At 56.5% G+C, this 14,208-nt stretch carries 9 protein-coding genes, 2 tRNA genes and 1 other RNA gene; all 12 read left to right on the top strand.

Annotated features, from left to right (window positions below):
- The first annotated feature begins 11 nt into the window (after nt 1–11).
- A non-coding RNA gene (locus SANT_RS23645) (RtT sRNA) lies at nt 12–139 on the top strand.
- Nucleotides 140–319: 180 nt separating this feature from the next.
- A tRNA-Gly gene (locus SANT_RS20080) sits at nt 320–394 on the top strand.
- A 4-nt stretch (nt 395–398) separates the two neighbouring features.
- Nucleotides 399–474 (top strand) — tRNA-Thr (locus SANT_RS20075).
- 111 nt (nt 475–585) lie between these two features.
- Entirely contained in the window at nt 586–1,770 is a 1,185-nt protein-coding gene (tuf, locus tag SANT_RS20070; RefSeq protein ID WP_025420673.1) for an elongation factor Tu, read from the top strand.
- Between the two features lie 265 nt (nt 1,771–2,035).
- Complete coding sequence (gene secE / locus SANT_RS20065; RefSeq protein WP_025246565.1) at nt 2,036–2,419, top strand: preprotein translocase subunit SecE; 384 nt, start codon at nt 2,036–2,038, stop codon at nt 2,417–2,419.
- A gap of 1 nt (nt 2,420) precedes the next feature.
- Nucleotides 2,421–2,966 (top strand): transcription termination/antitermination protein NusG, encoded by a 546-nt coding sequence (gene nusG / locus SANT_RS20060; RefSeq protein WP_009639145.1) that lies wholly within the window; start codon nt 2,421–2,423, stop codon nt 2,964–2,966.
- Nucleotides 2,967–3,108: 142 nt separating this feature from the next.
- On the top strand, nt 3,109–3,537 hold the full coding sequence (gene rplK / locus SANT_RS20055) for a 50S ribosomal protein L11 (protein ID WP_025424018.1): 429 nt from the start codon (nt 3,109–3,111) through the stop codon (nt 3,535–3,537).
- A gap of 3 nt (nt 3,538–3,540) precedes the next feature.
- Nucleotides 3,541–4,245 (top strand): 50S ribosomal protein L1, encoded by a 705-nt coding sequence (gene rplA / locus SANT_RS20050; RefSeq protein WP_025424017.1) that lies wholly within the window; start codon nt 3,541–3,543, stop codon nt 4,243–4,245.
- 309 nt (nt 4,246–4,554) lie between these two features.
- Nucleotides 4,555–5,052 (top strand): 50S ribosomal protein L10, encoded by a 498-nt coding sequence (gene rplJ / locus SANT_RS20045; RefSeq protein WP_025424016.1) that lies wholly within the window; start codon nt 4,555–4,557, stop codon nt 5,050–5,052.
- A gap of 66 nt (nt 5,053–5,118) precedes the next feature.
- A complete protein-coding gene (gene rplL, locus SANT_RS20040; protein WP_025424015.1) occupies nt 5,119–5,487 on the top strand; it encodes a 50S ribosomal protein L7/L12 in 369 nt (122 codons plus the stop codon).
- A gap of 325 nt (nt 5,488–5,812) precedes the next feature.
- Nucleotides 5,813–9,841 carry a DNA-directed RNA polymerase subunit beta gene (gene rpoB / locus SANT_RS20035; protein ID WP_025424014.1) on the top strand — a complete coding sequence of 1,343 codons (4,029 nt, stop codon included), beginning with the start codon at nt 5,813–5,815 and terminating at the stop codon, nt 9,839–9,841.
- Nucleotides 9,842–9,931: 90 nt separating this feature from the next.
- A complete protein-coding gene (gene rpoC / locus SANT_RS20030; protein ID WP_025424013.1) occupies nt 9,932–14,152 on the top strand; it encodes a DNA-directed RNA polymerase subunit beta' in 4,221 nt (1,406 codons plus the stop codon).
- The last annotated feature ends 56 nt before the right edge of the window (nt 14,153–14,208 follow it).

The raw sequence follows: 14,208 nt of genomic DNA, 5'->3' as shown, positions 1-14,208 counted from the left end.
CTGCGGAGCATCATGGCGCAGTGGGGGGAAGGTGAGAACCTTCGACCAAGGTTCGGGCCGAGCGCAGCGAGACAACGATGCGCAGCATCGGCCCGAAGGGTGAGGAGCGAAGCGACGAATAATCCTTCCCCCACCACCAAATTCGTATCAAGCACGATACACACCCGGCTGCGGAGCATCATGGCGCAGTGGGGGGAAGGTGAGAACCTTCGACCAAGGTTCGGGCCGAGCGCAGCGAGACAACGATGCGCAGCATCGGTCCTGAACCCATGCATCATACTACAATCTACAGAAATATCAGGTAGCCGAGTTCCAAGATGCGGGCATCGTATAATGGCTATTACCTCAGCCTTCCAAGCTGATGATGTGGGTTCGATTCCCACTGCCCGCTCCAATGTGCTGATATAGCTCAGTTGGTAGAGCGCACCCTTGGTAAGGGTGAGGTCGGCAGTTCGAATCTGCCTATCAGCACCACTTCTAGTCTCCCTCCTGATTCACTTTCTGTAAGAAAAAAAATTCATCAGGCATTTCGCCTGGTTGATGTGGTGATACCACCGATATATTCGTGTCTTAGAGGGACAATCGATGTCTAAAGAAAAGTTTCAACGCACAAAACCACACGTTAACGTCGGTACTATCGGCCACGTTGACCATGGTAAAACGACCCTGACCGCCGCCATCACCACCGTTCTGGCCAAGGCCTACGGCGGTAGCGCGCGCGCGTTCGATCAGATCGACAACGCGCCGGAAGAAAAGGCCCGTGGTATCACCATCAACACTTCGCACGTTGAATACGATACCCCGACCCGCCACTACGCGCACGTAGACTGCCCGGGACACGCCGACTATGTGAAAAACATGATCACCGGCGCGGCCCAGATGGACGGCGCGATCCTGGTTGTAGCCGCCACCGACGGCCCGATGCCGCAGACCCGTGAGCACATCCTGCTGGGTCGCCAGGTTGGCGTACCTTACATCATCGTGTTCATGAACAAATGCGACATGGTTGATGACGAAGAGCTGCTGGAACTGGTGGAAATGGAAGTGCGCGAACTGCTGTCGCAGTACGACTTCCCGGGCGATGACACGCCGGTTATCCGCGGTTCCGCGCTGAAAGCGCTGGAAGGCGACGAAGCCTGGACGCAGAAAATCATTGAACTGGCGGAAGCGCTGGACAGCTACATTCCGGAACCGGAACGCGCCATCGACAAGCCGTTCCTGCTGCCGATCGAAGACGTATTCTCCATCTCCGGCCGCGGCACCGTGGTAACCGGTCGTGTAGAGCGCGGCATCGTCAAAGTGGGTGAAGAAGTGGAAATCGTCGGCATCAAAGACACCACCAAAACCACCTGCACCGGCGTTGAAATGTTCCGTAAACTGCTGGACGAAGGCCGTGCCGGCGAGAACGTTGGCGTGCTGCTGCGCGGCACCAAGCGTGACGACGTCGAGCGTGGTCAGGTTCTGGCCAAGCCGGGCTCGATCAAGCCGCACACCCAGTTTGAATCGGAAGTGTATATTCTGAGCAAAGACGAAGGCGGCCGCCACACGCCGTTCTTCAAAGGCTACCGTCCGCAGTTCTATTTCCGTACCACTGACGTGACCGGTACCATCGAACTGCCGGAAGGCGTTGAAATGGTGATGCCTGGCGACAACATCAAGATGGTTGTTAACCTGATTGCCCCGATCGCCATGGACGACGGTCTGCGTTTCGCTATTCGCGAAGGCGGCCGTACCGTTGGCGCCGGCGTTGTTGCCAAAGTTATCGCTTAAGTCGGCAAATGCCGACATTTGTCGAATAACCATTTGACGCGACATGCGGTTAAAGGGCATCATTTGATGCCCTTTTTCTACGCTGTGACAGAGAACCTATCTCATCAGCGATTTTGAGTCATAATCATTGGTGAGATGGGCTCTTGTTCTGCGGCGTAAAACGTCGAGGTTTTGTTGCTAATTCAGAGCATGCTTCGGTTGGTAGCCTCGATCTTTACGGGGCTGATAAGTTGTTTGTCTGAATCCTATGTGACAGGTTTTTTTTATGAGTGCGAATACCGAAGCTCAAGGAAGCGGGCGCGGCCTGGAAGTGGTTAAGTGGTTAGTCGTCGCGATTCTGTTGGTCGTGGCTATCGTCGGTAACTATTTTTATCGCGATTACAACTTACCCCTGCGAGCGCTGGCTGTCGTGCTTATTATCGCTATCGCGGGCGGTGTGGCCATGATGACTGCCAAAGGCAAGTCCACGGTTGCGTTTGCGCGTGAAGCGCGTACCGAAGTACGTAAAGTGATTTGGCCGACCCGCCAGGAAACGTTACATACCACGTTGATCGTCGCCGCGGTGACCGCCGTGATGTCACTGATTCTGTGGGGACTGGATGGCATTCTGGTCCGTGTGGTATCGTTTATTACTGGCCTGAGGTTCTAAGATGTCCGAAGCTCCAAAAAAACGCTGGTACGTCGTTCAGGCGTTTTCCGGTTTTGAGGGACGCGTAGCGCAGTCCCTCCGCGAACATATCAAACTTCATGATATGGAAGAGCTGTTTGGCGAAGTGATGGTGCCAACGGAAGAGGTGGTTGAAATTCGCGGCGGCCAGCGTCGCAAAAGCGAACGTAAATTCTTCCCGGGCTACGTCCTGGTGCAGATGGTGATGAACGACGCCAGCTGGCATCTGGTGCGCAGCGTACCGCGCGTCATGGGCTTCATCGGCGGCACCTCGGATCGTCCTGCGCCTATCAGCGACAAAGAAGTCGATGCCATCATGAACCGCCTGCAGCAGGTCGGCGACAAGCCGCGGCCGAAAACCCTTTTCGAGCCGGGCGAGCTGGTTCGCGTCAACGATGGTCCCTTCGCCGACTTCAACGGCGTGGTGGAAGAGGTGGACTACGAGAAAAGCCGCCTGAAGGTGTCGGTGTCGATCTTTGGTCGCGCCACGCCGGTGGAGCTGGACTTCGGTCAGGTCGAGAAAGGCTGAGTCGCCTAACACATTTTTGCTTGCTCGGGGCGCGAAATTAATCTAAAATTTCGCGCCTTTCGTTTTTATGCGTCCTTGAACGCGTAAACGCTTATTCACGGGGAGCCTTAATCGGCGCTATCACCCATTAGAGGAAATCAACATGGCCAAGAAAGTACAAGCCTATGTCAAACTGCAGGTTGCTGCAGGCATGGCAAACCCGAGTCCGCCGGTAGGTCCGGCCCTGGGTCAGCAGGGCGTTAACATCATGGAATTCTGCAAAGCCTTCAATGCCAAAACCGAAAGCATTGAAAAAGGGTTGCCGATTCCGGTTGTTATCACCGTGTATTCCGACCGTTCTTTCACTTTCGTTACCAAGACGCCGCCGGCCGCCGTGCTGCTGAAAAAAGCCGCGGGCATCAAATCCGGTTCCGGTAAGCCGAATAAAGAAAAAGTCGGTAAAGTGACCAGCGCTCAGGTCCGTGAAATCGCGGAAACCAAAGCGGCTGATATGACCGGTGCCGATGTGGAAGCGATGTCCCGCTCCATTGCGGGTACCGCGCGTTCCATGGGCCTGGTAGTGGAGGATTAAGAAATGGCTAAACTGACCAAGCGCATGCGCGTCATCCGCGACAAAGTTGATTCCACCAAACAGTACGACATCAGTGAAGCCGTAGCGCTGCTGAAAGAGCTGGCCACCGCCAAGTTCGTTGAAAGCATCGACGTTGCCGTGAATCTGGGCATTGATGCACGTAAATCCGATCAGAACGTCCGCGGTGCCACCGTACTGCCGCACGGCACCGGCCGCAGCGTTCGCGTTGCCGTGTTCACCCAGGGCGCCAACGCCGAAGCGGCCAAAGCCGCCGGCGCGGATCTGGTGGGCATGGACGATCTGGCTGACCAGATCAAAAAAGGCGAGTTCAACTTCGACGTGGTTATCGCTTCTCCTGACGCGATGCGCGTTGTCGGCCAGCTGGGCCAGATCCTCGGTCCGCGCGGCCTGATGCCGAACCCGAAAGTCGGCACCGTTACCCCGAACGTCGCTGAAGCGGTTAAAAACGCCAAAGCCGGTCAGGTGCGCTATCGCAACGACAAAAACGGCATCATCCACACCACCATCGGTAAAGTGGACTTTGAGTCTGACAAATTGAAAGAAAACCTGGAAGCTTTGCTGGTTGCGCTGAAGAAAGCCAAACCGACGCAGGCCAAGGGCGTTTATATCAAGAAAGTCAGCCTGTCTACCACCATGGGCGCAGGTGTAGCAATCGATCAAAGCGGCCTGTCCACGGCGACCGCTTAATTATTGCTTTACGCGGGCGTTGGATTTGTCTAGAATCTAACGCCCGAAGTTTCGCCGGAGCGGTTTCCTTTTGACCGCGGGCGCAACGCCAAGATTTTTTCGGTTGGAGCTTGGCCTATCCAAGCCTCCGTCCAAGACCGCAGGTGTGTGTCACAGCACTTAATTTTCCTGCGTAGACGGTGACAGAGCCTGAATAACATATTCGTTTGCTGGATTCTGCTCACCGTATGTCGACGCTTACCGTCACTGTGACGGTATGTGAAGTGAGTTCCGGGGATTTTCCCCGGCTAAATCCAGGAGCACAAGCTAATGGCATTAAATCTTCAAGACAAACAAGCGATTGTTGCTGAAGTCAGCGAAGTAGCCAAAGGCGCGCTGTCTGCCGTTGTCGCGGATTCTCGCGGCGTGACGGTAGATAAAATGACTGAACTGCGTAAAGCAGGTCGTGAAGCCGGTGTTTACATGCGCGTTGTTCGCAACACGCTGATGCGCCGCGTCGTTGAAGGCACTCCTTTTGAGTGCCTGAAAGACACGTTTGTCGGTCCGACCCTGATTGCATTTTCTAACGAACACCCGGGCGCAGCCGCTCGTTTGTTCAAGGCTTTTGCCAAAGACAATGCCAATTTTGAAGTCAAAGCCGCAGCCTTTGAAGGCGAAGTTATCCCGGCGTCGCAGATCGACCGCCTGGCAACTCTGCCAACTTACGAAGAAGCAATCGCCCGCCTGATGTCGGCCATGAAAGAAGCCTCTGCAGGCAAATTGGTTCGCACGCTGGCCGCACTGCGCGATCAGAAAGAAGCGGCATAATCGCCGGCTCTATTCTGAAGCAATTGCAAACGTATACACACTTTCTGAATTTTAGGAACACTTGTTATGTCTATCACTAAAGAACAAATTCTGGACGCGGTTGCCGAAATGTCCGTCATGGACGTGGTTGAACTGATCTCCATGATGGAAGAAAAATTCGGCGTTTCCGCCGCTGCCGCCGTTGCCGTTGCTGCGGGTGGCCCGGCTGAAGCCGTTGAAGAAAAAACCGAGTTTGACGTTGTGCTGAGCGCAATCGGCGCGAACAAAGTTGCCGTCATCAAAGCCGTGCGTGGCGCTACCGGTCTGGGCCTGAAAGAAGCCAAAGACCTGGTTGAATCCGCACCTGCCACCCTGAAAGAAGGCGTGAGCAAAGATGACGCTGACGCACTGAAGAAAGCCCTGGAAGAAGCGGGTGCTTCTGTTGAGGTTAAATAAGTTAACCTTCCAGGTTGCAGCCTGATTTAGGCTGATGGCTGGTGGCTTTTGGGTCACCAGCCTTTTTGCGCTGTAGGGGGTCAGTAGCGTTTCACATCATTTAGCTGCTGATTAACCACAATATTTTTTTCTATCGACGACTTAATATACTGCATCGCCTGCCGAGCCTCCCTGGTTTAGCAAAGTGCAGCGAAATGATTTAAGAGTGATAGAAACAGGTATTGCGGAGAGGATAGCCAATCTCCGAACACGAAAATGGTGTTGCATGTACTGTCCTAGTAGGGCGGACAGAGTGGGTCGACTTGTCAGCGAGCTGAGGAACCCTATGGTTTACTCCTATACCGAAAAAAAACGCATTCGTAAGGACTTCGGAAAACGTCCGCAGGTTTTGGACGTTCCCTATCTCCTATCCATCCAGCTTGACTCGTTTCAGAAGTTCATCGAGCAAGATCCGGAAGGTCAGTACGGTCTGGAAGCGGCTTTCCGTTCCGTATTCCCCATACAAAGCTACAGCGGCAACTCTGAACTGCAATATGTCAGTTACCGTCTGGGCGAGCCTGTTTTTGATGTCAAAGAGTGCCAGATCCGTGGGGTGACGTTTTCCGCACCGCTGCGCGTGAAGCTGCGCCTGATCATTTATGAGCGTGAAGCGCCGGAAGGCACGGTAAAAGACATCAAGGAGCAGGAAGTCTACATGGGCGAAATCCCGCTCATGACCGACAACGGTACCTTTGTCATCAACGGCACCGAACGTGTTATCGTTTCCCAGCTGCACCGTAGTCCCGGCGTATTTTTCGACAGCGACAAGGGTAAGACGCACTCCTCCGGTAAGGTGCTGTATAACGCACGCATTATTCCTTACCGCGGCTCCTGGTTGGATTTCGAGTTCGACCCGAAAGACAATTTGTTCGTCCGTATCGACCGCCGCCGCAAATTGCCGGCGAGCATCATTCTGCGCGCGCTGAACTACAGCACCGGCCAGATCCTGGATACGTTCTTCGACAAAGTGGTTTACGAAATTCACGACAAAAAGCTGCAGATGGAACTTATTCCTGAGCGCTTGCGTGGTGAAACCGCCTCGTTTGATATCGAGGCCAACGGCACCGTTTATGTCGAAAAAGGCCGTCGCATCACCGCGCGCCATATTCGTCAGTTGGAAAAAGACGGCGTCGCGCAGATCGAAGTCCCTGTCGAATACATTATCGGCAAGGTGGTGGTAAAAGATTACATCGATGAAAACACCGGTGAAATCATTGTTCCCGCCAACATGGAACTGACGCTGGACCTGCTGGCCAAGCTGAGCCAGGCGGGGCACAAGCGTATTGAGACGCTGTTCACCAACGACTTGGACCACGGCGCCTATATCTCCGAGACGCTGCGCGTCGATCCGACCAGCGATCGCCTGAGCGCGCTGGTGGAAATCTACCGCATGATGCGTCCCGGCGAGCCGCCGACCCGCGAAGCCGCCGAGAACCTGTTTGAAAATCTGTTCTTCTCGGAAGATCGTTACGATCTGTCCGCGGTAGGCCGGATGAAGTTCAACCGTTCGCTGCTGCGGGAAGAGATTGAAGGTTCCGGTATCCTGAGCAAAGACGACATCATTGACGTGATGAAGAAGCTCATCGATATCCGTAACGGTAAAGGCGAAGTCGACGATATCGACCACTTGGGCAACCGCCGCATCCGCTCGGTGGGCGAAATGGCGGAAAACCAATTCCGCGTTGGCCTGGTGCGCGTGGAGCGCGCGGTGAAAGAGCGTCTGTCTTTGGGCGATTTGGATACCCTGATGCCGCAGGACATGATCAACGCCAAACCGATTTCGGCGGCGGTGAAAGAGTTCTTTGGCTCCAGCCAGCTGTCGCAGTTCATGGATCAGAACAACCCGCTATCCGAGATTACCCATAAGCGCCGTATCTCCGCGCTGGGCCCGGGCGGTCTGACCCGCGAGCGCGCAGGCTTTGAAGTGCGCGACGTGCATCCGACCCATTACGGCCGCGTGTGCCCCATCGAAACCCCGGAAGGGCCGAACATCGGTCTTATCAACTCGCTGTCCGTGTATGCGCAGACCAACGAGTATGGTTTCCTGGAAACGCCGTATCGCCGCGTGCAGGACGGGGTGGTCACCGACGAGATCCATTATCTGTCGGCGATTGAGGAAGGCAACTTCGTTATCGCGCAGGCCAACACCAACCTCGGCGAAGACGGTCGTTTCGTTGATGATCTGGTAACCTGCCGCAGCAAGGGCGAATCGAGCCTGTTCAGTCGCGATCAGGTTGACTATATGGACGTTTCCACCCAGCAGGTGGTCTCGGTCGGCGCCTCGCTGATTCCGTTCCTGGAGCACGACGACGCCAACCGCGCCTTGATGGGTGCGAACATGCAGCGTCAGGCGGTGCCCACATTGCGTACCGATAAGCCGCTGGTCGGCACCGGTATGGAGCGTGCGGTTGCCGTTGACTCGGGCGTGACCGCCGTGGCGAAACGCGGCGGAACGGTGCAGTACGTGGACGCCTCCCGTATCGTGATTAACGTTAATCCGGATGAAATGTATCCGGGCGAAGCGGGCATTGATATCTACAACCTGACCAAATACATCCGTTCCAACCAGAACACCTGTATCAGCCAGACGCCTTGCGTTTCGCTGGGTGAGCCGGTTGAGCGCGGCGACGTGCTGGCCGACGGTCCGTCCACCGATCTGGGTGAGCTGGCGCTGGGTCAGAATATGCGTATCGCCTTCATGCCGTGGAACGGCTACAACTTTGAAGACTCCATGTTGGTCTCCGAACGCGTGGTGCAGGAAGATCGTTTCACCACTATCCATATCCAGGAACTGGCGTGCGTGTCCCGCGACACCAAGCTGGGGCCTGAGGAGATTACCGCCGACATCCCGAACGTGGGTGAAGCCGCGCTCTCCAAACTGGATGAGTCCGGCATCGTCTATATCGGCGCGGAAGTGACCGGCGGCGATATTCTGGTAGGCAAGGTGACGCCGAAAGGCGAAACCCAACTGACCCCGGAAGAGAAACTGCTGCGCGCCATCTTCGGTGAAAAAGCCTCCGACGTTAAAGACTCGTCGCTGCGTGTGCCGAACGGCGTTTCCGGTACCGTTATCGATGTTCAGGTCTTTACCCGCGACGGCGTGGAAAAAGACAAGCGCGCGCTGGAAATCGAGGAAATGCAGCTTAAGCAGGCCAAAAAGGACCTGACCGAAGAATTGCAGATCTTTGAAGCCGGTCTGTTTGCCCGTATTCGCGACGTGCTGATCTCTGGCGGCATCGAGGCGGAGAAGCTGGATAAGCTGACCCGCGAGCGCTGGCTGGAACTGGGCCTGGCCGACGAAGAGAAGCAGAATCAGCTTGAGCAGCTGGCCGAGCAGTACGACGAGCTTAAGCACGAGTTCGAGAAGAAGCTGGAAGCTAAGCGCCGTAAAATTACCCAGGGCGATGACCTGGCGCCGGGCGTGCTGAAAATCGTCAAGGTCTATCTGGCGGTGAAACGTCAGATTCAGCCGGGCGACAAGATGGCGGGCCGTCACGGTAACAAGGGCGTTATCTCCAAGATCAACCCGATCGAAGATATGCCTTACGACGAAAACGGCGTGCCGGTGGATATCGTTCTGAACCCGCTGGGCGTACCGTCGCGTATGAACATCGGCCAGATTCTGGAAACCCATCTGGGTATGGCGGCAAAAGGCATCGGCGACAAGATCAACGCCATGCTCAAGCAGCACGAAGAAGTGGCCAAACTGCGCGAGTTCATTCAGAAAGCCTACAATTTGGGTGATGACGTGCGCCAGCGGGTGGATCTCAACACTTTCTCGGATGAGGAAGTGCTGCGTCTGGCGGAGAACCTGAAGAAAGGAATGCCGATCGCCACGCCGGTATTCGACGGCGCCAAAGAGAAAGAGATCAAGGAGCTGCTGCAGCTCGGCGGCCTGCCGACCTCCGGTCAGATTACCTTGTTCGATGGCCGTACCGGCGAGCAGTTCGAGCGCCAGGTTACCGTGGGTTATATGTACATGCTGAAACTCAACCATTTGGTTGATGACAAGATGCATGCGCGTTCCACCGGCTCGTACAGCCTGGTTACCCAGCAGCCGCTGGGGGGCAAGGCGCAGTTCGGCGGCCAGCGCTTCGGGGAGATGGAAGTGTGGGCGCTGGAAGCCTACGGCGCGGCGTACACCCTGCAGGAAATGCTTACCGTCAAGTCGGATGATGTTAACGGTCGCACCAAGATGTACAAAAACATCGTGGATGGCAATCACATGATGGAACCCGGTATGCCGGAATCCTTCAACGTTCTGTTGAAAGAAATCCGCTCGCTGGGCATCAATATCGAGCTGGAAGAAGACTGATTTTTCCGCCCGGGTGCGATTCGCACTGGTAATAAGGGCGCCTGAGCGTTTCAGGCGCCTAACAGGTCCAACTCCGACAGGAGCCAATCCGTGAAAGATTTACTTAAGTTTCTGAAAGCGCAAACTAAGACCGAAGAGTTTGATGCGATCAAAATTGCGCTGGCCTCGCCAGACATGATCCGTTCCTGGTCTTTCGGTGAAGTGAAGAAGCCGGAAACCATTAACTACCGTACCTTTAAACCGGAGCGCGACGGTCTGTTCTGCGCGCGTATTTTCGGGCCGGTAAAAGACTATGAATGCCTGTGCGGTAAGTACAAGCGTTTAAAACACCGCGGCGTCATTTGTGAGAAGTGCGGCGTTGAAGTGACCCAGACCAAGGTGCGTCGTGAGCGCATGGGCCATATTGAGCTGGCTTCGCCTACCGCCCACATCTGGTTTTTGAAATCGCTGCCGTCCCGTATCGGCCTGCTGCTGGATATGCCGCTGCGCGATATCGAGCGCGTGCTGTATTTTGAATCCTATGTCGTGGTTGAAGGCGGCATGACCAACCTTGAGCGCCGTCAGATCCTGACCGAAGAGCAGTATCTGGACGCGCTGGAAGAGTTCGGTGACGAATTTGACGCCAAAATGGGCGCCGAAGCGATCCAGGCCCTGCTGAAAAATATGGATCTGGAGCAGGAATGCGAGCAGCTGCGCGAAGAGCTAGAAGAAACCAACTCTGAAACCAAGCGCAAAAAGCTGACCAAGCGCATCAAGCTGCTGGAAGCCTTCGTGCAGTCCGGCAACAAACCGGAATGGATGATCCTGACCGTGCTGCCGGTGCTGCCGCCGGATCTGCGTCCTCTGGTGCCGCTGGACGGCGGCCGCTTTGCAACGTCGGATCTGAACGATCTGTATCGCCGGGTGATCAACCGTAATAACCGCTTGAAGCGCCTGCTGGATCTGGCTGCGCCGGATATCATCGTGCGCAACGAAAAGCGTATGCTGCAAGAAGCGGTCGATGCGCTGCTGGATAACGGCCGTCGCGGCCGCGCCATTACCGGCTCCAACAAGCGTCCGCTGAAATCGCTGGCCGACATGATCAAAGGCAAGCAAGGTCGCTTCCGCCAGAACCTGCTGGGTAAACGCGTCGACTACTCCGGCCGTTCGGTTATTACCGTCGGTCCGTACCTGCGTCTGCATCAGTGCGGTCTGCCGAAAAAAATGGCGCTGGAGCTGTTTAAGCCGTTCATTTACGGCAAGCTGGAACTGCGCGGCCTCGCCACGACGATCAAAGCCGCCAAGAAAATGGTGGAGCGCGAAGAAGCCGTGGTCTGGGATATCCTGGACGAAGTCATCCGCGAGCACCCAGTCATGCTGAACCGTGCACCGACGCTGCACCGTCTGGGCATCCAGGCGTTTGAGCCGGTACTGATTGAAGGTAAAGCCATTCAGCTGCACCCGCTGGTGTGTGCGGCGTACAACGCCGACTTCGACGGCGACCAGATGGCGGTACACGTGCCGCTGACGCTGGAAGCCCAGTTGGAAGCGCGCGCGCTGATGATGTCTACCAACAACATCCTGTCGCCCGCTAACGGCGAGCCGATTATCGTACCGTCGCAGGACGTGGTGCTGGGTCTGTACTACATGACCCGCGATCGCGTCAACGGCAAAGGCGAAGGCATGGTGTTGACCGGGCCGAAAGAAGCGGAACGCATCTACCGCGCCGGCGTGGCCGAGCTGCATGCGCGCGTTAAAGTGCGTATCACCGAGCATGAGAAACGCGACAACGGCGAGTGGGTGGAGAACACCCGTCTGGTGGACACCACCGTCGGCCGCGCCATCCTGTGGATGATCGTGCCGAAAGGGCTGCCGTTCTCGCTGGTGAACCAGGCGCTGGGTAAAAAAGCCATCTCCAAGATGCTTAATACCTGCTATCGCGTACTGGGTCTGAAGCCGACCGTCATTTTTGCCGACCAGATCATGTACACCGGTTTCGCCTACGCTGCCCGTTCCGGCTCGTCGGTCGGTATCGACGACATGGTGATCCCGGCGAAGAAAGCCGAAATCATCGATGAAGCCGAAGCCGAAGTCGCCGAGATCCAAGAGCAGTTCCAGTCGGGTCTGGTGACCGCCGGCGAACGCTATAACAAGGTTATCGATATCTGGGCCGCAGCCAACGAGCGTGTCGCCAAGGCGATGATGGACAACCTGTCCACCGAAGCGGTGATTAACCGCGACGGCGAGGAAGAACGTCAGGTGTCGTTTAACAGCATCTTTATGATGGCCGACTCCGGCGCCCGTGGTTCGGCGGCGCAGATTCGTCAGCTGGCCGGTATGCGTGGTCTGATGGCCAAGCCCGACGGCTCGATCATCGAGACGCCGATTACCGCGAACTTCCGTGAAGGTTTGAACGTACTCCAGTACTTCATCTCCACCCACGGCGCGCGTAAAGGTTTGGCGGATACCGCACTGAAAACCGCGAACTCCGGTTACCTGACCCGTCGCTTGGTCGACGTGGCGCAGGATCTGGTGGTGACCGAGGACGACTGCGGCACCTTCGCCGGTATCGTGATGACGCCGGTCATCGAAGGCGGCGACGTGAAAGAGCCCCTGCGCGAACGCGTACTGGGCCGCGTCACGGCGGAAGATGTTCTGAAGCCGGGCACCGCGGATATTCTGGTTGAGCGTAATACCCTGTTGAACGAGCAGTGGTGTGACGTGCTGGAAGAAAACTCCGTGGACAGCGTCAAGGTGCGTTCGGTCGTGACCTGCGACACCGATTTCGGCGTGTGCGCCAACTGCTACGGCCGCGATTTGGCGCGTGGGCATCTGGTGAACAAGGGCGAAGCCATCGGCGTTATCGCCGCGCAGTCCATCGGCGAACCCGGTACCCAGCTGACCATGCGTACGTTCCATATCGGCGGGGCCGCGTCCCGTGCCGCTGCGGAATCCAGCATTCAGGTGAAAAACAAAGGGACCATCCGTCTCAGCAACGCCAAGTTCGTGGTTAACGGCAGCGGCAAGCTGGTGATTACTTCGCGTAATACCGAGCTGAAGCTGATTGACGAATTCGGCCGTACCAAAGAAAGCTACAAAGTGCCTTATGGCGCCGTGATGGCCAAAGGCGACGGCGCGGAAATCATGGGCGGCGAAACCGTTGCCAACTGGGATCCGCATACCATGCCGGTTATCACCGAAGTCGACGGTTTCGTCCGCTTCACCGATATGATCGACGGCCAGACCATTACCCGCCAGACCGACGAACTGACCGGTTTGTCCTCTATCGTGGTATTGGATACCGCCGAGCGTACCGGCGGCGGTAAAGATCTGCGCCCGGCGCTGCGCATTGTGGATGCCAACGGCAATGATGTGCTGCTGCCGGGTACCGACATGCCGGCGCAGTACTTCCTGCCGGGCAAAACGATCGTGCAGTTGGAAGACGGCGCCAAAATCACCGGCGGTGATACGCTGGCGCGTCTGCCGCAGGAAACCAGCGGGACCAAGGATATTACCGGTGGTCTGCCGCGCGTTGCCGATCTGTTTGAAGCCCGTCGTCCGAAAGAGCCGGCGATCCTGGCCGAGATCAGCGGTATCGTTTCCTTCGGTAAAGAAACCAAAGGCAAACGCCGCCTGGTTATCTCGCCGGTGGACGGCAGCGACGCTTACGAAGAGATGATCCCGAAATGGCGTCAGCTCAACGTCTTTGAAGGTGAACGCGTGGAGCGCGGCGATGTGATTTCCGACGGTCCGGAATCGCCGCACGACATTCTGCGTCTGCGTGGCGTGCATGCGGTGACCCGCTATATCGTCAACGAAGTCCAGGACGTCTACCGTCTGCAGGGCGTGAAGATCAACGATAAACACATCGAAGTTATCGTTCGTCAGATGTTGCGTAAAGCGACGATCGCCAGCAGCGGCAGCTCTGAGTTCCTGGAAGGGGAGCAGGCGGAGTACTCGCGCATCAAGATCGCCAACCGTCAGTTGGAAAACGACGGCAAGGTGGAAATGACCTACATGCGCGATCTGCTGGGTATCACCAAAGCCTCGCTGGCCACGGAGTCGTTTATCTCCGCGGCGTCGTTCCAGGAAACCACGCGCGTGCTGACCGAAGCCGCCGTTGCCGGGAAACGCGATGAACTGCGCGGCCTGAAGGAAAACGTCATCGTCGGACGGTTAATCCCGGCCGGTACCGGTTACGCTTATCATCAGGAACGCGCCCGCCATCGTCAGCAGGGTGAAGCGCCTGCCGCACCGCAGATTACCGCCGATGAAGCTTCTGCCAATCTGGCTGAGCTGCTGAACGCGGGTCTGGGCGGCAACGACGACTGATTGTCGGCATTGTCCCTCGCCGCTGGCGAAAGCAAAACCGCTCCTTCGGGAGCGGT

This window comes from Sodalis praecaptivus, from assembly GCF_000517425.1.
Taxonomy (GTDB): Bacteria; Pseudomonadota; Gammaproteobacteria; order Enterobacterales; family Enterobacteriaceae; genus Sodalis_A; species Sodalis_A praecaptivus.
Note: the sequence above shows the minus strand (reverse complement) of the source record. Positions and strands in the feature narration are given on the sequence as shown.